General features: G+C 56.0%; 22 protein-coding genes and 1 pseudogene. 10 read left to right on the top strand and 13 right to left on the bottom strand.

The window, feature by feature from the left end; genetic code table 11:
- Positions 1-7: 7 nt before the first annotated feature.
- The gene (locus tag QRN61_RS11220) at positions 8-448 is read right to left on the bottom strand and encodes a DUF3995 domain-containing protein (protein WP_027612966.1); all 441 of its coding nucleotides are present in this window, start codon (positions 446-448) and stop codon (positions 8-10) included.
- Between the two features lie 94 nt (positions 449-542).
- Between QRN61_RS11220 and QRN61_RS11215 the strand changes: the two genes are divergently transcribed.
- Positions 543-932, top strand: a complete 390-nt coding sequence (locus QRN61_RS11215) for a DUF2946 domain-containing protein (protein WP_027612965.1) — start codon at positions 543-545, stop codon at positions 930-932.
- A gap of 92 nt (positions 933-1,024) precedes the next feature.
- On the top strand, positions 1,025-3,157 hold the full coding sequence (locus tag QRN61_RS11210) for a TonB-dependent receptor (RefSeq protein WP_285373792.1): 2,133 nt from the start codon (positions 1,025-1,027) through the stop codon (positions 3,155-3,157).
- A gap of 138 nt (positions 3,158-3,295) precedes the next feature.
- On the opposite strand, the gene QRN61_RS11205 is transcribed toward QRN61_RS11210, so the two are convergent.
- From QRN61_RS11205 to QRN61_RS11195, 3 genes are all read right to left on the bottom strand, one after another.
- A complete protein-coding gene (locus QRN61_RS11205; protein WP_097090304.1) occupies positions 3,296-4,312 on the bottom strand; it encodes an ABC transporter substrate-binding protein in 1,017 nt (338 codons plus the stop codon).
- Positions 4,313-4,439: 127 nt separating this feature from the next.
- On the bottom strand, positions 4,440-4,637 hold the full coding sequence (locus QRN61_RS11200) for a hypothetical protein (RefSeq protein ID WP_285373791.1): 198 nt from the start codon (positions 4,635-4,637) through the stop codon (positions 4,440-4,442).
- 8 nt (positions 4,638-4,645) lie between these two features.
- Positions 4,646-5,116 carry a hypothetical protein gene (locus QRN61_RS11195; RefSeq protein ID WP_502942591.1) on the bottom strand — a complete coding sequence of 157 codons (471 nt, stop codon included), beginning with the start codon at positions 5,114-5,116 and terminating at the stop codon, positions 4,646-4,648.
- A gap of 402 nt (positions 5,117-5,518) precedes the next feature.
- On the opposite strand from QRN61_RS11195, the gene QRN61_RS11190 reads away from it, so the two are divergent.
- Together QRN61_RS11190 and QRN61_RS11185 are read left to right on the top strand one after the other, a co-directional pair.
- Positions 5,519-5,794, top strand: coding sequence for a hypothetical protein (locus tag QRN61_RS11190; protein WP_027612961.1), 276 nt, complete (start codon positions 5,519-5,521; stop codon positions 5,792-5,794).
- A 46-nt stretch (positions 5,795-5,840) separates the two neighbouring features.
- Positions 5,841-6,077 (top strand): DUF2789 family protein, encoded by a 237-nt coding sequence (locus tag QRN61_RS11185; RefSeq protein ID WP_027612960.1) that lies wholly within the window; start codon positions 5,841-5,843, stop codon positions 6,075-6,077.
- A gap of 6 nt (positions 6,078-6,083) precedes the next feature.
- Here QRN61_RS11185 and QRN61_RS11180 read toward each other — a convergent pair whose 3' ends face one another.
- The 3 genes from QRN61_RS11180 to QRN61_RS11170 form a co-directional block, all read right to left on the bottom strand.
- Entirely contained in the window at positions 6,084-6,284 is a 201-nt protein-coding gene (locus tag QRN61_RS11180; protein ID WP_007966907.1) for a hypothetical protein, read from the bottom strand.
- Positions 6,285-6,396: 112 nt separating this feature from the next.
- Positions 6,397-7,620: a methyl-accepting chemotaxis protein gene (locus QRN61_RS11175; protein WP_502942605.1), complete on the bottom strand. Its 1,224-nt coding sequence runs from the start codon at positions 7,618-7,620 to the stop codon at positions 6,397-6,399.
- Positions 7,621-8,226: 606 nt separating this feature from the next.
- Entirely contained in the window at positions 8,227-8,631 is a 405-nt protein-coding gene (locus QRN61_RS11170; RefSeq protein WP_003225981.1) for a TraR/DksA family transcriptional regulator, read from the bottom strand.
- Positions 8,632-9,046: 415 nt separating this feature from the next.
- On the opposite strand from QRN61_RS11170, the gene QRN61_RS11165 reads away from it, so the two are divergent.
- The 5 genes from QRN61_RS11165 to QRN61_RS11145 all read left to right on the top strand — a co-directional run bounded on the left by QRN61_RS11165 (position 9,047) and on the right by QRN61_RS11145 (position 13,589).
- Complete coding sequence (locus tag QRN61_RS11165; protein ID WP_007966905.1) at positions 9,047-9,955, top strand: MurR/RpiR family transcriptional regulator; 909 nt, start codon at positions 9,047-9,049, stop codon at positions 9,953-9,955.
- 61 nt (positions 9,956-10,016) lie between these two features.
- On the top strand, positions 10,017-10,622 hold the full coding sequence (locus tag QRN61_RS11160; protein WP_003225983.1) for a glutathione S-transferase: 606 nt from the start codon (positions 10,017-10,019) through the stop codon (positions 10,620-10,622).
- A 2-nt stretch (positions 10,623-10,624) separates the two neighbouring features.
- Positions 10,625-11,731, top strand: a complete 1,107-nt coding sequence (locus QRN61_RS11155; protein ID WP_285373788.1) for a DNA alkylation repair protein — start codon at positions 10,625-10,627, stop codon at positions 11,729-11,731.
- Positions 11,732-11,919: 188 nt separating this feature from the next.
- Positions 11,920-12,462: a hypothetical protein gene (locus QRN61_RS11150; RefSeq protein WP_223008783.1), complete on the top strand. Its 543-nt coding sequence runs from the start codon at positions 11,920-11,922 to the stop codon at positions 12,460-12,462.
- Positions 12,463-12,563: 101 nt separating this feature from the next.
- Positions 12,564-13,589 carry a DUF6602 domain-containing protein gene (locus tag QRN61_RS11145; RefSeq protein ID WP_285373787.1) on the top strand — a complete coding sequence of 342 codons (1,026 nt, stop codon included), beginning with the start codon at positions 12,564-12,566 and terminating at the stop codon, positions 13,587-13,589.
- Positions 13,590-13,698: 109 nt separating this feature from the next.
- On the opposite strand, the gene QRN61_RS11140 is transcribed toward QRN61_RS11145, so the two are convergent.
- From QRN61_RS11140 to QRN61_RS11115, 6 genes and pseudogenes are all read right to left on the bottom strand, one after another.
- Positions 13,699-14,295 (bottom strand): hypothetical protein, encoded by a 597-nt coding sequence (locus QRN61_RS11140; protein WP_285373786.1) that lies wholly within the window; start codon positions 14,293-14,295, stop codon positions 13,699-13,701.
- Positions 14,296-14,595: 300 nt separating this feature from the next.
- Positions 14,596-14,807, bottom strand: a pseudogene (locus tag QRN61_RS11135) (DUF2931 family protein); the annotation flags it as partial.
- 10 nt (positions 14,808-14,817) lie between these two features.
- Positions 14,818-15,474 carry a DUF2931 family protein gene (locus QRN61_RS11130; RefSeq protein ID WP_285373785.1) on the bottom strand — a complete coding sequence of 219 codons (657 nt, stop codon included), beginning with the start codon at positions 15,472-15,474 and terminating at the stop codon, positions 14,818-14,820.
- A 32-nt stretch (positions 15,475-15,506) separates the two neighbouring features.
- Positions 15,507-16,166, bottom strand: a complete 660-nt coding sequence (locus tag QRN61_RS11125; protein ID WP_285373784.1) for a DUF2931 family protein — start codon at positions 16,164-16,166, stop codon at positions 15,507-15,509.
- Positions 16,166-17,707, bottom strand: coding sequence for a T6SS phospholipase effector Tle1-like catalytic domain-containing protein (locus QRN61_RS11120; RefSeq protein ID WP_285373783.1), 1,542 nt, complete (start codon positions 17,705-17,707; stop codon positions 16,166-16,168). The genes QRN61_RS11125 and QRN61_RS11120 overlap by 1 nt, the downstream gene beginning before the upstream one ends.
- 138 nt (positions 17,708-17,845) lie before the next feature.
- Positions 17,846-18,208: a DUF6124 family protein gene (locus QRN61_RS11115; protein WP_210558721.1), complete on the bottom strand. Its 363-nt coding sequence runs from the start codon at positions 18,206-18,208 to the stop codon at positions 17,846-17,848.
- A gap of 503 nt (positions 18,209-18,711) precedes the next feature.
- On the opposite strand from QRN61_RS11115, the gene QRN61_RS11110 reads away from it, so the two are divergent.
- Positions 18,712-19,251, top strand: coding sequence for a thioesterase family protein (locus tag QRN61_RS11110; RefSeq protein WP_095136509.1), 540 nt, complete (start codon positions 18,712-18,714; stop codon positions 19,249-19,251).
- Positions 19,252-19,356: the final 105 nt, after the last annotated feature.

Here is a 19,356-nt window from a genome sequence, read left to right as displayed (position 1 = left end):
TCAAACCTCAGACCCAAGCCACCGCCAACAACCCCGCCCCCAACGCCAGACACAGCGGCGAATACACCCAGGTATCCAGTCGCGCAAACCGCGACCCCTTCACTTCTTTGAAAAACCCCACCAGATTCGAATCGCCGATCGCCCGGGCGAACATCAATAACGCAATCGCACTGATCACCCATTGCAACGCCTTGTGATGCACCGCCGGCATGCCCCAGCCGACGCGCATGCACACCAGCGCGGCGATCACCAGTAATGCTGCCGCTACCAGCAAGGTGATCCAGCCTGACGGTTTGAACGCCGGTCGCACCGTCACCACCAGTCCTTGCACCGGCACTTGCGGTACCGCCGCCACCGCCGCCCACTGCCCACCCAGCGCCCAATACACGTGTACCAGGGCGATTGCCGCGAATATCGTCACCAGCCATTGAGCCAACACAAAGGTCATGGTCAAGAATCCTTTCGAGGGATTTGAACAAAACATCCTAGTCGGCATTTTTTGAAGTGCACGACCGATCAGCGGTACGGTAAAGTGCCGCCCCATGAAATTCACCCGTTCCGATCGCTCACTGCTGGCCTGGATGCTCTACTGCTGCGTCCTGTTCAACGTGTTCGCCTGCAGCATCGGTCACGGGCAAATGGTCGGGATGCAGCTCAACGGCATCGGCGGGCAGTTCTGTACGGTCGACCCGGCCACCCAAGCGCCACAGACCAGCAATCCCAGCGAAGAACAATTGCCGACCCTGTCCAAGGCGTTCGGCTGCCCGCTGTGCTCGGTCGGCGGCGGCATGGGTCCGGCGTTCAACTCCAGCCTGACCCTCGCGGTTCTGCCCGAGCAACACAGCCCGCCGCTGGCGCCCATCGTCAGTGCCGACCTTCCTGCCCGCTTCACCTGGCCTTCGGCCAACCCTCGCGCCCCGCCGCTCGCCTGAGTGTCTTTGCCTTTTTGATTTTTCAGCTCACTGCGCCAACGCGCGGCGTTCGCCTGTGCGCTGATTCCTAGACAAGCATTCAGGATTCAACAATGAAACATATTCCTCTGCTGGCGAGCCTGTGCGGCTGCCTGTCCCTTAACGCCTGGGCGCAATCCACCGTGGATCTGGCGCCGATCACCATCGACGGCGAATCCACCAGCGAACCAGGCCTGAGCCTCGATCAATCCAGCGGCATGGCCTCGCGCCTCGGCTTGAGCGTGCGCGACACACCGGCCTCGGTGGCCGTCGCCAACCGCAACGACATCGAACGCCACGGCGCACAAAACTTTCAGGACGCCGCCAACACCCTGCCTGGGGTCAATGCCAGCGCGCCGCCAGGCTTTGGCGGATTCGTCTCCTATCGCGGTTTCACCAGCAGCCAGATCACCCAGATGTTCAATGGCGTCACCGTCTCCGGCGGCCTCGCCCGGCCGGTGGATTCATGGATCTATGATCGAGTCGAACTGGTGGGCGGCCCATCTTCGCTGATCAACGGCGCAGGCTCGGTCGGCGGCTCGTTGAACTACGTGACCAAACTGGCGACCCGCGACGAACAAGCCGCCGAAGGTCGCGTCAGCTACGGCAGTTACGACACCACCGAAACCGCGTTCGGCCTCAACCACGCGCTGACCGACCCTAGCGCCGACGTGCAGCACTACGCGCGGCTCGATGTCAGCCACAACACCAGCAACGGCTACATCGACCGTCAGGAGCGCGATGCCTGGAGCGTGGCGTTCTCGTTGCTCAGCGACCTCACGCCGGATCTGTCGCACACCCTGGCCCTGGAATATCAGGACGAACACGAAGACAGCCCGTACTGGGGCACGCCGGTGCTCAACCCCAAAGCCGGCGAGTTGAAGATCGACAAACACAATCGCTTCAACAACTACAACGTCGATGACGGGCGCTACGAACAGCGCACGATCTGGGTGCGTTCGATCATCGATTACCGGATCAACGACAGCACCACTCTGCGCAATACGCTGTATCACCTCGACAGCCAACGCGACTACCGCAACCTCGAAACCTATCAGTACAACGCCGACAACACGGCGGTGAACCGCTCCACCGCCTATCAAGTGCGGCATCAGGGTGAGCAGAACGGCAACCAGTTCGAGCTGCGCCACGACAACACCCTGTTCGGCCTCGACACCACCTGGTCCGGCGGTTTCGAGTACAAGGTCAACCAGACCACCAACTCGCCGTTGAATATCAAAGGCGCAAGCACGGTGGATCCGAACAACTACCGTCCGGGGCATTTCTACGACATTCCCGGCACCAACCCGACACTGATCAGCGACAAGACCAACGAGGTCACCACCAAGGCACTGTTCGTGGAAAACCGTCTGGCACTGACCGACAAACTGGCGTTGCTCACCGGCCTGCGTTACGACGACATCGACCTCGACGTGACCAACCACCGTACGGTGACAGCCGCCAACCCCAAACACCTCAAGCGCAGCTGGGAGCCGGTCACCGGGCGCGTCGGCCTGACCTACCAGTTCATCCCGTCGGCCAATGTCTACGTGCAATACAGTACCGCCGCCGAACAACCGAACGGCACGCAGGACTTCGATGTTTCCACCGGCAAGCAATGGGAAATCGGCAGCAAGTTCGACTACCTGAATGGCCGTGGCTCGGCGACAGTTGCCGCCTACACCATCGAGCGCAAGGACTTCGCTGTGACTGATCCGCTGGATCCGACCAGCAGCATCCCGGTAGGGCAGCAAACCTCGAAGGGCATCGAGATCGCCAGTTCCCTGCGGATTACCGACAAGCTGTTGGCCGAAGGCAACTTCGCCTGGGTCGATGCGCAGTACGATGACTTCACCGAAAAGAACGCCGCCGGTGCGGTGGTTTCACGCAAGGGCAATACACCGACCAACGTCCCGGATCGGGTCGGCAATCTATGGCTGACTTACGATTTTTCGCCGCAATGGCAAGCTGGGGTCGATGCGCGGTATGTGGCGTCGGTGTATGCGGACACGGCGAACACCATGACCGTGCCGTCGTACACGCTGTTCGGCAGCTTCCTCAGCTACAAGGTCGACTCGCACACCACCGTCACCGGCCGAGTGCGCAACCTGACCAACGAGGTGTATGCCGAGTTTGCGCATGTGTCGCCGGCTTACTATCTGGGTACACCGCGCACCTTTGAATTGGCGGTGCAGACGAAGTTCTAAAAGCCGGAAAGCTTCGCGAGCAAGCCCGCTCCTACAGAAAAACACGTTCCAATTGTGGGAGTGAGCCTGCTCCCACAGGAGAGCGCGTTCCAATTGTGGGAGCGGGCTTGCTCGCGAAGAGGCCAGCAGTCTCAACGTTTATTTCAGATCAGCCGCCACCTTCTCCGCCACATCCTTCGGCACCCACGCCTGCCACACCTCCGGATGCGCCTTCATGAAGGCCTCAGCCGCCTGCCGTGGCGCGGTGTGCTTCTCGCTCATCTCGGCCAACGCCTTGTTCAGCGGCTCGATCGGGAAATCCACCTTGCTGAAGAAATCCGCGATCTGCGGATACTGCTTCTGGAACGGCGTAGAAACCCCGATCGACAGCTTCGATGCCAGCGAACGGGTCGGTTTCGGATTGGGGTTATCGGCATCGGTCAGGGTCTTCCACGCCTCGGCATCGAACGGTGGCTCTTCCAGCTGCACCAGTTTGAATTTGCCCAGCAATGGCGTCGGCGACCAGTAATAGAACAGCACCGGTTTGCCCCGACGGATCGAAGAGCTGATCTCGGCATCCAGCGCCGCACCCGAGCCACTGCGGAAGTTGGTGTAGTCGTCCTGCAGCCCGTAAGCGGTCAGTTTCTGCTTGTTCACCACTTCCGAGGTCCAGCCGATCGGGCTGTTGAGGAACCGACCCTTGCTCGGATTTTCCGGGTCCTTGAACACGTCCTTGTATTTCTTCAGATCGCTGACACTGCGCAAGTCCGGCGCCAGCGGCTTGATGCCCTTGGCCGGGTCACCCTTGATCACGTACTCCGGCACCCACCAGCCTTCAGTGGCACCCTTGACCGTATCGCCGAGACTGACGACCTTGCCCTCCGCTTCAGCCTTGACCCACACCGGGCTGCGCCCTGCCCACTCTTCGCCAATGACCTGAATGTCATTGTTGGCCAGCGCGGTCTCCAGGGTGATGGTGGTGCCGGGCAGCGTATCGGTCGGCAGGCCATAGCCCTTCTCGACGATGATCCGCAGGACATCGGTGATCAGGCTGCCGCTTTCCCAGTTCAGATCGGCAAAATGAATCGGTGCCTGTGCCGCCGCTGCCGGCTGCGCGGCCGTCAGCACACCGAACGAAACCACGCTGGCGGCCAATAGCCGTCGAATTCCTTTCATGCTTTGCACCTCGTGCTGTTCACAGCAATAGCAGGATGGTCTGGCAGAAGACCGCAAGCCTCTGAATACTCAGTCAACTGACTGTAGCCGAGGTTCCTGCTTTTTCCGGGCCGCAATCCCGGCGAGGTTACGTTTCAGACTTTTCCTGCAAGCTTTGCAGCTCGCGTCTGACCATGCTGGCGTATTCCGCAGGCCGCAAGGTGTAGATCTGCGCTGCCACCCAGTTCAGCCACGCGCCGTGCAATTCGGCTTTGGCGTTGAACAGGCGCAAGGCCTCTTCACGTGCGCGGTCGAGGTTCTGCGAATGGAAGTCGGCGCGACTCACACCACCGATCACTCGCTGGCCTTGAACGTGATCAGTTCGCCCTTGCGCCACTTCGCCGCTTTACCGGTAACGGCTTTCAGGGTCTTGGTCAGGCCTTCCTGCAGTTGCTGGTGCGCGGCAAACACCGTCACCACGTTGTGGCCTTCCTTGAACAGGATCGCGTGGCCGTCCGCTGTATCGACAAAGGCGTAGTCGCCCAGGCCGTACACCGTGAGTTTGATTTCGCGAAAGCGGATGTCCATCTTGCCGCCTTCACGGCTGGGCAGCACGGCCGCGCTGAAATGATCGCCGACCTTGAGCTTGAGCCCCGGTTTGTCATCGACTACCAACGCACTTTCGGTGTCGATCTCGGCCACGTAAATGCCTTCGGCGTTCTGTTCGGTGATGTAAACAAAACGCGACTGGAACAGCTTGACCAGCTTTGCACGCAAATCACCCAACACGAACAAAGCATGCATATCGAGGTTACTGACTGCCAAAGAAACATCCCCACATCTGAAAAAGTACCCGGCGCCAAAACGCGCACGGCAAAAAAACGGCCAGGCCGATGCTGTTACCGAATGACTTCAGTACACCTGAAACAAGCGGAGCGCCCATACATCACAAGTTCGCAAGACTACTGGAAAGTCAGGCGAGAAACTTGCCTCGATGTTCGCCAGGCCTTGAAGGAAAAATCTTCATTGAAGCGCAACGAAGACTGACTACAAACTTTAGGGAAAAAACTGACGAAAAAAAGCCCTTTTCCGACATATCGCCGGTAAAAAATTGCTTTAGATAGGCACCTGTCGCCAACAGACACTGGCGATTCTAGAGCAGCGATGCTGCTTCCGACTACCCGAACCGACCTGTAACCGTCGGCTATCTCATGAAAAGGACTTCATATGTGCACTCTGACTCACTTTGCCCAGCCCTCCAAACCAGTCATGGATACGCCTTTCGTGCTGCACGGCACTGATTTGCCGGAACTTGCGCAATACGCACAAAGCGTTCAGACCCCACGATTTCAGGTGGTCCCGGCAGGTAACGCGTTCTTTCATATCAAGGAATCTTCCACCGGTCGTGTAAGAGGTTTCCGCGAAGACCATAACGAGGCGTGCGCCCTCGCCCGCTTGCTTGAATCACGGATCGAACTCTTGTCCAACGGTTGCCTCAGATAAAGAGCGAGCGACAGCGCCATTCCGGCACACGCAAAAGGAGTACACGATGGAACTGCCTGCATATGATCTGAAAACCCTGTTCGACCAACTGGGCCTGCCGTCGGAAAACGGGGCAATCGACGACTTCATCGAAGCGCATCCGCTGGACGCTAATACCAAACTGATCGATGCCGACTTCTGGACGCCACAACAGGCGCAACTTCTGAAAGAGTGGCTGCGCGCCGACGGCGAAGAAGCGGTGATGGTCGATGAATTGAACGTACGCCTGCACGACGGACGTTAATAAATGTCAGTGCAGGCTGTCGCCAGGCTCGGCCATCAGTTGCGCGAGCCAGGCAGCCTTGCACTCCTCCGCCTCGTCGCGACTGGCGAACGCGGTGCCACGCCGCTCACCATTGAGCAACACCACCCAGCAGACGCTCTGGCCCATCGCGCGCAATCCGGCGGGCACACCACTGCCAATCATCACCGCGACATCGACTCTGCACATACTGACCTCTCGACTTCATTAGCTACCTAACTAACGGCCATGTTAATGACTTCGTCGCAGAGGAAACAGCAACGCCCGTGCACAGATTCATTGCGCGAGCGGTAACAATCGATCAGCGCGGATTTTCCGGCTTGTAACCCAGGCGCAGACCGCCCCAATGCCGGCCCTTGACCATGATCGGCACCGACAAGTCGTGCATCAGCTCCCCGGTGTCACGGGTGTAGGTCTGCAGCAACACCGCCTGTTGATGGCTGCCGCAGCGGATCCCGGTGCGGTCGGCGAACTTGCGTTTGGTGCGGTTACCCACCGCGTCCACCTGCGCGTCACCGGTCAACGGCTGACTGAACGCCAGGTTGTGCGTCGGCACATAACCCTGCGGCGTGCAGGCGATGGCGAACACCAACCCCTCATGGCGCGGCAACAGGGGCTCCTGAATCGCCGGCAATACCTGATCGGTGTAGCGGTCGAAACGGGTTTGAAACTTCGCCGGTTGCGTCCCGGGAATCGGTTGATATTGACGGTCGAACAAATCCTCAAGACTGATCCGCCCCTGCTCGACATCCGCCTCGAACCGCGCGGCAATCTGACTCGCGCCCTCACGCGCCAGGTCATAGACGCGCTGGTGATAGTCATCCAGACCGACTTCGGCCAGACGCTCGCTGATGGTTTCCGCCTGCCCTTCCATCTGCACAGCGGCCTCGGCCAGACGCCGGGTCTGCTGATCGCTGATCGCCAGATCGCTGCGCATCTGCTCGATGGCCTTGAACAGGCTGTCGAGTTGTTCGCGATTGGTTTCCGCGCCACGGGCGATTTCGCCGACCTGACTTTCCACCCCTGCCGCCAACCGCGCGATGTTTTCCAGATGCTGACCGGTATTCTCGACCTGCTCGACACCGGTCTGCAGATCGCTGGACAGCTCGCGGATCTGCTCCACCACTTGCGCCGTACGCTGCTGAATGTCGGCAACCATCTCCCCGACCTCGCCGGTCGCCGAGGCAGTCCGCGCTGCCAGACCGCGCACCTCATCCGCCACCACCGCAAAACCACGGCCATGCTCACCCGCCCGCGCCGCTTCAATCGCCGCGTTGAGGGCGAGCAGATTGGTCTGGCTGGCGATGGACTGAATCACCAAGGTCACCCGTTGAATGTCGTCGCTGCGCAGGCTCAGGGCTTCGATCAGCTCACGACTGGCGTTGGCGCGTTGACTGAGTTGATGCATGCGCGCAATCGAATCCACCAGTTCGGTGCGCCCCGCCGCGCTGCTGTGATGCGCTTCGCTGGCGGCGTCCAGCGCTTCACGACTGAGCTGCGAAGTGGCGTGTTCGGTGGCGATCATCACTTCGGCGTTGCTGACAATCTGCGCCGCCGCATCGAGTTGCGATTCGAGTTTGCTCGCCAGTTGCTTGACGGAAAACGCCACACCGGCGGCTGACAGCGCGTTATGACTGGTGGTGTAGGAAAGATCGCGGGTGAGTTCGGAAATCGCGCTGCCGGCATCGACAGGCGCAGCATCAGGGGTGGCCCGCGAGCGCAGGCGCGGCAGCCAGACAATCAGCACCGCCAGCGGCAGGCCCATGTACAGCGACCATCCACCCAGCGTCATGCCGGCGAGCAACAGCATCAGGGCGATGCTTTGCAGGGTCGGAGCGATCCAGCGGTTTTTCGGCAACAGCACTGGTGCGGGCAAAGCCCCAACCAGAGATCCATCTCTCGTCATATCAACACCCCACGCTTGTTCTCATTGTTGTGACTGCATTAAACGCCACTAGAACGCCATTATCCATGGTCCGTTAGTCGTGGAGTCTGCAGCAGGTCAATGGAACGGCGCGCAACATATCGCAGACGAGCAAAAGCAAAGATCGCAGCCCCGTCAGCTCGTGTAGGAGCTGACGAAGGCTGCGATCTTTTGCAGGCGCCCCCGATTCAGGGGGCAGCCATGGAATCAGGCCTGACGCTGGTGCTTGTCGATCTGCTCGTGACGCTCTTGAGCTTCGATGCAGTACTTGGTGGTCGGGCTGATCAGCAGGCGTTTCAGGCCGATGGCCTCGCCGCTGTCGTCGCACCAGCCAAAACTGTCTTCCTTGATGCGCTCAAGGGCTTGTTCCAGTTGCGGCAGCATGCGCTGGTCGCGATCGATCGCGTTCACCAGCCAGGTGCGCTCTTCTTCAACCGAAGCCGCGTCCGCCGGGTCGGCCGGAGTGTCCAGGCTTTCGATGGCGATACGGTTTTGCTCAATGCGCTCGTGGGTTTCGACTTTCATGTTCTGCAACAGCTCAGTGAAGAAAGCGTGTTGCTCGGCATTCATGTAGTCATCTGCCGGCATGGCCAGCAACTTGTCCTTTGTCATTGATATCTCTATAAAAAAACGTGCATTAAGGCGAAATAGGGAGCGTTCCGGCGAACCGTGTCCGGTCGACGAAAAGGCATCGTTTATTGCAAACGCCACCCGGCACTCAATTTACGAAGGGGCGGCAGTCTAAGGCCCGTTTGAGGCCTCAGCAACTGTAAATACCGGGAATTTGTCCGACAACAGCCGTAAACAGCTCTGACACAGGCTTCATGGCGGTCATCGGAGTGCGTTTATAGCAAGAAATTCAGTCGAGCGGCTGTATATAGAAGACAAACGGCTAACCGCTGATGCCTCATCGCGAATTTTTTCTTCTCCCGGTGCATCGTTTCAGCCAAGCAGAACCCTAAAAGCCCTCCTAACATCAGCCACAACCCAGCACTTTGTGTGATTTGATCAGCCTGAAGGAAGACTTATGCCCCGCCCCGATCTGCCGGCCAACGACGAGCGCCCCCTCGCCAGCCCCCCGATCAATGCCGAGCGTCTGCTGCAACTGATCACCGACGAATACGACACCCTGCCGCGCCAACTCAAGCGCATCGCCAGCTACATGAGCCAGCAAAGCGACCGGATCATGGTCGATCGCATCAGCGACATCGCCCGGGAATGCGAGGTGCATCCGTCCGCCATCGTACGTTTCTCGCAGCGCTTCGGCTTCAGTGGCTTCAGCGAAATGCAGGCGCTGTTCCGCGCCGCATACACCCACAAAGCCTCGCCGGTGCACAACTACCAGCAACGCATCCGCAGCATGATCGCCAACCAGTCGCAGCAGGCCAGCGACGGCGACCTCGCCCGCGAATGCATTGACGCCACCCGCTCCGGCATCGAACGCCTGGGCCGCGAACTCGACGACGTCGCCTTCGAAAAAGCCGTCGACCTGATCGTCAACGCCGACAACATCTATGTCGTCGGCGTGCGCCGCTCTTTCGCCGTCGCCGACTACCTCGTTTACAACTTGCAACACACTCACAAGCGGATTCACCTGGTTTCCGGGCTGGGCGGCAGTTATCGCGAGCAGATGCGCAGCGTGCGTAGCGGTGATTTGGTCATCGCCATCAGCTTCACCCCCTACGCCAAGGAAACCCAACACTGCCTGCGCTACGCCCGCCAGCAACAGGCCAACACCCTGATCCTCACCGACAGCCACCTCTCGCCTTTGGCCAAAAACGCCAACAGCCTGCTGCTGGTGAATGAGGGCAGCGCACTGGCGTTCCGTTCGCTGAGCGCTACGTTGTGTTTGTGTCAGGCGTTGTTCGTGGCGGTGGCGTATCGGCTGGAATTGAATGTGGATGAGATTCACGAACAAGCCGGGTTTGACGACTGACATTTGCCTCAGGCTCGGCTAGGTTATGCCTTCCCACCGGTTCGACTTGAAGGAACGCGTCATGAAACTGATCGGCATGCTGGACTCCCCTTACGTGCGCCGCGTGGCGATCTCCGCCAAACGCCTCGGCATCGACCTCGAACATGAATCGGTCTCGGTGTTCCGCCACTTCGAGCAATTCCAGCAGATCAACCCGGTGGTCAAGGCGCCCACGCTGATCCTCGATGACGGCGTGGTCCTGATGGACTCCACACTCATCCTCGACTACCTCGAAGCCGTCAGCGGCAAAAGCCTGCTGCCGAGCGACCTCAAACAACGCGCCCACGCCCTGCGCCTGATCGGCCTCAGCCTCGCCGCCTGCGAAAAAGCCGTGCAGCTCTACTACGAACGCAACCTGCGCCCGGCTGACATTCAATACCAACCGTGGGTCGAACGCGTCGAGGGCCAACTCGCCGCCGCGTTCACCGCCCTCGAACAGGAACTGGAAAAAACCGGCCTGCCCACCGACGGCACCCTCACCCAGGCCGGCATCAGCCTCGCCGTGGCGTGGAGTTTCACCGACCTCGTCGTCCCCGACCAGATCGACACCCGCCGCTATCCGCACATCGCCCAATACACCGCGTACGCCGAAACCCTCGAAGCGTTCGTCAGCACCCCGATGACCTGACCATGAGCGCCACCGACACCGCCGCCCCGGCGTTAAAGGAAATCTTCAACGCCGAACGCCTGCAACATATCGCCAGCGAAATGAGCGCCGTGTACCCGGCGTTCAAGGCCAAGGCGTTTCTCAAGCACGCCAACCAAGGGCTGGCCGAACTGTCGGTGATGCAACGCATGGCCCGCGTCAGCGAAAGCCTGCACGCCGTGCTGCCACTGGACTACGAAGATTCCCTCGAAGTCCTGCGCGAACTCGCCCCCCGCCTCAACAGCGGATTCGTCAGCATGTGCCTGCCGCACTACGTCGCCAGCTACGGCGGCCACGCCTTCGATACCTCGATGCAAGCGCTGAAATACTTCACCACCTTCGGCTCCTCCGAATTCGCCATCCGCCACTTCCTGCGCAGCGACCTCGAACGCTCGCTGGAACTCATGCACGACTGGACCCAAGACCAAAACCACCACGTCCGCCGCCTCGCCAGCGAAGGCACCCGCCCCCGCCTCCCCTGGTCATTCCGCCTGGAAGCCGTGCAAGCCAACCCGCAACTGACCGCCGGAATTCTCGATCGGTTGAAGGCCGACGAGAGTCTGTACGTGCGCAAATCCGTGGCGAACCATCTGAACGACGTGACCAAGGAACATCCGGAATGGGTGCTGGACACGATTGAAGGCTGGCCACTGGAAAACAAACACACGGCGTGGATTGCCAAGCATGCGTTGCGCAGTTTGATCAAACAGGGAGATCTGCGTGCGCTGACGGTGATTGGTGCGGGGGCGAAGGCTGAGGTTGAGTTGCTGGATGTGCGGGTTGAACCGGCGGTGGTTCGGTTGGGTGAGGCGATTACGTTGTCGTTTACGGTGAAGTCGACGGTGGCGCATGAACAGCGGTTGGTGATTGATTATGCGATTGACTATGTGAAGGCGAATGGCGGGGTTTCGGGCAAGGTTTTCAAGTTGAAGACGGTGGAGGTGCCGGGGTTTGGGGAGGTGGTTGTAGGGAGGCGGCAGGTTATTAAGGATTTTACGACGCGGAGGCATTTTGTGGGGCGGCATGGGGTTAGGGTTTTGGTTAATGGGGAGGTTTTGGGGAGTGGTGCGTTTGAGATCGTTGCTGATTGATACCGCTAATAGATTCCGTTGATCTGGCAGTACTTGGAGTTACAGGGAATTACGGATAAGGCTGCTTTCGGCCAAAAGCTGTCGGTCAGAAGAGTCTAAAATATTGGGTGCTATTCAATTCGCCGGTCATGCGGCGGGTCAAAATTGACCCAGTTGGATAGCTTTATGACAGCATGAGAGGTTTGATAATGGATGTAACGGGGATTAACTGGGGCTCGGTAGCCGATTGGGCTTCTGCGTTCGGATCTGTGTCGGCAGCGATGGTGGCATTGTACCTGGCACATACGTCACAACGCGTGCAACTATCGGTCATTTGCGGGGTGCGGGTTATAGTCGGTGGCGGCGCGGCACCCGTGCACCTCGCGTCCATAATGGTAACCAACACCGGAGATAGACAGTTCAAAATTTCAAATATCTCTATTCAGCATGGACTTATTAAAAAAAAATATGGCGTCTTAAAAATAGGCGCTCCAACCGAGTACTGCGAAAGCTTGCTGCGCGTACTCAATGATGGTGACCAAGCGCATTTTGGTTTTCCGCTTGAATCTGAAACCAATTGGGTTGCGACAATGGGAAATGATTGTCTAACCGAGCTCGATATCGCCACTATTCGAATAACAATCCATTGCTCCAACGGACAGAGCGTCAAAATCAAACCTGAAAAACCGTTGCTAGACTTCATCCGAACTCGCATGCGCAAGCTTCAAAATAATGAGGCAAATACCTTATAAATCTATCGTCAAGTGCAAAAGACAAACAAACCAAAACGGCAATAAAATGACCAATCAAAAAAAGCAAATTAAAAAATCTAAGTTATTCATGGTAGGTGATGATGCGTCAGCCTAGTTCGGATTGGATCCGTGAAAGTATTTGGCTTCGCTGCTTTCGTGAGGTTATAGGGGAAGTCGCCTATCATCGGGGTTTGGATTCACTGAAAACTCGCACGCGAGAAAAATGGCAACCCGATGATAGAGTAATTTATTATTCAACTTTAGAGCGAGAGCGCAGGCTAGGCGCAGAGTGTTTTTTAATTAAAAACATTTATACTGGATTAGATCATGGTACAGCGGGTGACGCAACTGAGGAATTTTGGGTAGAACTATTGCAAGATCTGCTACCACAATATGAAGTCGTTCTTAAAGGTGTGATCGCTGGGACAGGCCCATTGATATCTCCTCAAATTGATATATTGATAGTGGACAAAAATTTTCCTAAAGCTATTTTTAAAACCAAGGTGTATCCGATCGAGTCTGTTGTGGCTGCTTTTGAATGCAAACTAAGCTTGCGTTTGCAACATATAAAAGATGCTGTTCATACGGCAAAGCTTTTAAATGGTACAAGCTCAAGTGATCCAATTGATAAAATACCAATTTTCTACGGCGTATTGGCCCTTTCTAGTGATATCGAAAATAAATACAAGCCTGCATATGAGTCTGTTCTCGATGCGCTTGCAAAGCATCACTTTGATTTAGGTCCATCACTGTGCATGGTCGATGCAGTACTTTCGCTTAATAGTTTTTGTTTGGCGGGAACTCGCACAATTTTTTGCTACGATGTTGATAATGAGCCAATGAACATGACTTTCGAAAGAGTATATGAATATCATGACGAAGGAGAAGCTAGGCCGGCAGATAGCGCCCTAGGGCTTTTCATTCAGAAATTATTATCGCATTTGGCGAAAAGCGACTCATCCCTTGCTAATACCCGGAAAATGTATGACCTATTCACCAGATATCCACTTGGAAGTAAGACTATAATTACTGAGGACTTATCAAAATATATTTCTGCAGGTCAAATTGAAAAAATTTCTAGATCACTATACCCCGAAGAAACGACTGTTTATTCTTTGAATATCTAGGTTTTTTCGATTACAGTGAAATAGGGGGCAGATCACCATTATTGAAATATTGTTTGCCCGCCTATTCCTCATCTGACTATCTAATATATCTAAAGCGCGATCGATAAGATCAGAGACTTGGCCAAAGAGCTTCAATATAAGCTAATTCAGCATCTATAATTGCCTGGGCATTAGCCATTATCCCATTAGACACAAATAACTTCGAGTTGCGAACATCAAGTACGCACAACCTATCCCTCTCAAGAGAAAGTGCCGACAATGACAATTCCAGAATGGAATGTACGAGATCAACTCTATTCTTAGCCAATGTATCAGCTTTTGTATAAAGCTTTATTACGTGTCGACGCCCATCAAATTCAACGCCCAACTCAGGATTAACAGAGATAGTGAAATTATGATAAGAATAGCTTCCTCTTGGCGGATTAAACCAAGTTATTTCTTTTCTTCCCCACCACTTCCTATATCCTTCAACCATCTCAGAATAATTTTCTACCTTATTGGCTGGTAAGGTTTGCAGAATTTCACCAAGCGAATCTTTAGACCTACCCAAAGAATGAATCTCAACCACCCCCTCGCGAAAACGACGATAGTAATCCGTCGCAGGAGAATAAGCTTCCCGGTTCTTGATTTCGCGAACCTTAGTGACCCGAGGAGTACCGGCCTTTGAAAAAACATCAACCAAATCAGTGAGCGACAATGAGGGCATACAGCATCCTTATAATAACAGCGAGGTTACTGAGAATGGCAATTATAAGAATGCTAGTCGCTCAAGGCACGATGTCAAGCGGAGTGACTACACTAGAAAACCTTGATGCAACAAAAAGCTTGAGGAACTGTTTAAGAATGCAATCCCCGCTACTCATTAGGCACGTTAGAATTGTGAGGAACGAGACTAGTACATCAATAGTGATCTGGCACCATTTTTACACCTCCCTATATCTCGAGAAAAAATTGTTGTAAGCCAAACAAATTCCTCAATATCAGATCCATTTTTTCCGTGACTTTACCCGCCCGACGCGGTTCCACCGCCAGTACGTAGAACCGTCTTGCCCTTTACATCTCCCACGGCGCTGTCTCCAACCCAGACCTTCATGTCGTTAGGTTCGGTAAACCGAGTTCGCACCATGGAGATTTAGGGTCGTTCTTTGCTGAAAGCGGATCGTTTGACTGGCACCCGCTGATCAACTGAACACAAAGCATCGTTGTAAGTAGTTTCATCAGATGACGGTTACCAACTCCCAAACGGAATGCCGTACTTATCGATATACCGCTTAGCCTTTTCGCTCACAGGATAAGCATATTGACCGCCGTTCTTGCCCAACTCAGGCTCCAGCGGCTCCAACTCAGCCTGAGCGCGAGCGACTTTAACTGGGCGCCGACAAAGGTCTCTCACCCACACCTGCACCACTCCACCCGGTGCGAGTCCCAAATAGACCGAGGCCATGAAGCGTGCCGTTTTCTCAGGAGTCTCCGGGCAACGCTGGTGGGTAGACGTCACCATCACCTGTCTGGCCTCCTCAGGAATATCTACCCAAACCCTGTAGGTTTTTTGTTCCGGTATCGATTGCCAGCGGACGAAGATGCGCTTGGGTAACCCTGCACCGATAACCGGTTTGCCTGTACCTCCGACACCAATCCAACCGCGCGCAGACTCCTTGCCATCAGTCGGTTCTGCACCACTGGCGTTCCCTCCCCCGGCACGTAGAACGACTTTACCGTTGATGTCCTCCACGGAGCTGTCTTCAACCCAGACGTTCATGAAGTTGGGTTTGATAAATGCCAGCTCCCACCAAGGATACTTGGGATCGTTTTCACCAGAGTTGGTGCTTGTGACATGACAACCAGTGACGATCAAGCCGCCCAACAAGGTTACGAGCATTCTCATTGCCAAAGCACCCAACTATTCAATTGCCACGACTACCAACTCCCGTATGGAATGCCATATTTATCGATATACCGCTTGGCCTTTTCACTCACCGGATAGGCGTAACGCCCTTCGTTCTTGCCTTGGCTCGGCCCCAGTGGCTCAATTTCGGCCTGTGCTCGCGCTACTTTGACCGGGTGATGACATGAGTCTCTTACCCAAACCTGCACGACGCCACCGGGAGCTAGACCTAGATAGACCGACGCCATAAATCTTGCCTCCTGATCGGGAGTCTGCGGGCAGCGCTGATTGACGGACGTCACCATCAACTTTCGTGCCTCCTCTGGAATATCTACCCATGCTTGCCAGGTTTTCTGTTCGACGATTGATTGCCAACGGACCCAGATGCGAACGGGCAGGTCTGCTCCCACCACCCTCCTCCCGCTACCGCCAACCCCACCTGTCCATCCCCGGGCTGACTCTGTACCATCTTCAGGTTCTCCCCCAGCAGCGGTGCCGCCGCCGGTTTTGTAGAAAATCCTGCCGTTAATGTCTTGAACAGAACTGTTTTCAACCCAGACCTTCATGTAGTCCGGCTCAATAAACGCCAGCTCCCACCATTCGGACTTCGGATCATTTTTGGCTGAGAGTGGATCAGCAGACTGGCAGCCGGTAATTACCAGCGCGCATAGCAAGGCTAAAAGTATTTTCATTACCAGAGTGCCCAGTCAGGTACGTGTGGATGTTGCACGCGAATCGAATCGGTCGTAGGGGCATTGATGTAAACGGCACGGATACCACTGCCATCTCTTCGCCCGAGAGGATGATTCCAATTTGCAGACATATGAATGTACTTGAGCTTCAGTTGTTTTTCCTCTTGCGGGGTGATGTTGTAATCACCTGCCAGAAATCGATCACACAGCGCACGAAGCTCAGTGGGAACTGCCAATTCTGGGGTATCAGGAATGTCGTTGAACTTAACACCCTTCTCTTTTGCAAGCTGGAGCATCACTCGCAGATATACCCTGGACAGCATGCCGCTCACTGGACGCTTGAGTTGCAAGGCCGCATAAACGCGCTTCTTGCGAGGACTAAGTCGATCCTGCCTATCGATTGGCAGAAGAAGGGGATCAGGGGTAACGACTTCCAACATTTCCGTAGGCCAACCTTTAGCTAGCCACTGATCTTTTATAGCCATCGCATCAAGGTAGATCGAAGTGGTAGAGACGTCGGTAAATTGCGAGACCTCAAGCGTTTGCATGGGACTGACAAGTACGCACTCCTCAACCTCATCGCGGTAGCCGCCGCCGATATCAGAATGGGCGCCTGGCAGCGTGATCTCCAAATGATCAGCTTTGACCCGACTCAAGGCGAAGTTCGCTCGGCACTCGTCGCGCGCAGAGAGTTGAATGACATCTGTGAAAAAACGTCGATCGAGGTACAGCTTAATACCCGTGGCGATGGGACTTTTCACATTGCCCAGATTTGACCAACCTGCAACTGACGGCACAGTGTCGAAAAGACCGATGAAGCCCATCCTGATACTACCGTTGTATTGCTCGACAAAGGTTCGGCTGAAAGCACGGGCATTACTGCGTAGAACGTCCCCTAGAGGACCTTGTTTTCCGCGTACGATTTCGTTGGCAAAGTGTCGAGCGGCAGCGGCGCCACGGCTAAAACCAAAGGTGTCAAACGTCAGAGAGGTAATTTCGCTATTGGGATGGCTATCCAAGACGTCCTTGATACGCAGCTTGATATCGGTAAACGAAAGCTGAACCCGACCAGCAACGCCAGTTTCTCCTCGACCAGTCCCCGCACCAAACGTGCTGTCCTCTTCTCCTGATCGAGTTCCGATCCCTTCGACATAGACCATACGAAACGCTTGCTTTTGAGAACTGTCTCCTTCGGCCTGTTGAGGTGCGAAGTACAGGTCACTCAATTTTTTAACATTACTGACGTCGTTACCGTAGCTGCTATCCGGATCACTCATGTACGGCTTGCAACTGGCATCGATATCCTGCGGCGCAATGGGATGATGAGCACCGCAGAGCAACCCCGCAGCGGAGTTGTTTGCGTTGTTACCAGTACCATCAAAGAAAACCCCAATCCTCAACGCAATCCCGATTTTCTCAGGCTCGCGCGCAGGTTCTTTTCCGTGCTTCTCATACTCAGCCCAACGCTGGGCATGAATATCGACGGGTTTGGCTTCTTCGTAGCGGTAGTTTTTCGGGGGGTTGGGAACGTAGCCACTCAATCCTTGATTCCTTGTTCTGATCCTTGAAGAACGGGCCGAAGGGTGACAGCCGAGGCTTGGGGGCGCAAGGCGTGGCTCTGTGCCAGCTCGATTGAAATTGCTGGGTGCGACGAGGGTATGGCTCGTCGCACGGGGTGGTTAGTGGGCGATTTCGACGTTGTCGAGGGCCTGGTTTACGGCGAGTTCGCCGAGCATGACGACTTGGGCGATGCCCAGTGCGGTTTTGCGGTGGGAGGTGTCGAGCATGGCGGCGAAGTTGTTGAGCATTTCGCTGGCGGAGCCGAGGGTTTCGCTGGCGTTGGCGAGCAGGGATTCGGTGTCGCACTTCGGGTTGGCGAGGTACATGGGTTCGGGTTTGTGGGGGCTGGCCATGATTTGGGTGGCCGGGGTGAGGTAGTGGTCGAGGGCGCGTTCGGCGGCTTCGTGGAGCTTTTTGGAATCGAGGGATTCGTAAGGGGATGCGAGGTCGGTTTCTGGCGGGTTGGGTGTTGGTTTGATCACGGTGAAACTCCTAGTTATTGAAGAGGAGCCTTCACCTTCGCTACCAAACGAAGGGTGGCGGCCACACGCGGGTTGGTAGACCGGTAACTAGGACCCGGCACACCCGAAGGTGTCCTGCGCATGGCCACCATTGAGCAGCGACCTGATGAGGTCTGCGAACGGTGCGCGATGCGACTAGTTATGGCGGGCTACCAAACCCGATCACTGTTTTTCAGCGACCGACAGACGATAGAACCCGCGCTCTAGACGCACAAGCCGGCGGATTCTGGCTTACTCGTAGGCGATGGCGCAAGGCGTTGTAGGGCTTCGGTGGTAACGGCAGGCTTCATATAAACATCCCGATTATTTCCTGTTTATCCGCCGGTTGAACGGGCTACCGATCCAGCACCCACCCCGCAATGATCGGAATGCACTGTTCAGTCCAAAAAAGTCATTTACGCACCTACCTCGCCATCGCCCGGCTCGCTAGAGTGCAGCGCTCTTTTCAACTGGCTGACGTACTGATGAATCTGTGGTTTCGATTGCTCTGCATGCTTTTCCGCCGACCGTGGCGCAAGCCGGTCAATGCGCTGGAATCCACCGTTATCCGCATGCGCGTGTGGCCGCTGGATCTCGATTTGAATCGGCACGTCACCAATGGTCGCTACTTCACCATGGCTGATGTCGGGCGCATGGATTTTGTGTTGCGCAGTGGCGCGTTTCGGGTGGCGTTGCGCGCTAAAGCGTTGCCGATCGTTGGCGATACCTGGGGCAAATTTCGGCGTGAACTGAAGCTGTTTGAAGCGTTTGAAATTCACAGCCGGATGCTTGGCTGGGACGACAAATGGAGCTTCATGGAGCATCGCTTCGTGAGCAAGGGCCGGGTGATCGGGGTGGTGGTCATGCGCGGGCTGTTTCGGTCGGCGAAAGGCACGATTGCGCCGGGTGAGTTCGTCAGGGAGTTGGGGTTGCCTGAACAGTCGCCGGAGATGCCGGAGTGGCTGACGTCGTGGTCGGCGAGTTGTGATCTGATGAGTCGTCAGCTTAGGGGTGAGGAGGTTTGAGTGATTGGGTGCCTGGATGATCGTGTTTATGGATGCAGCACGGTGTCGTTTGGGCTGGCGTCTTCGCGAGCAAGCCCGCTCCCACAGGTTCGCGGTCAGGCTCGG

The sequence above is a fragment of the Pseudomonas sp. lyk4-TYG-107 genome (genome assembly GCF_030209055.1).
Lineage (GTDB): Bacteria > Pseudomonadota > Gammaproteobacteria > Pseudomonadales > Pseudomonadaceae > Aquipseudomonas > Aquipseudomonas putida_A.
The sequence above is the reverse complement of the archived record's forward strand: the minus strand, read 5'-3'. Positions and strand labels throughout refer to the sequence as shown.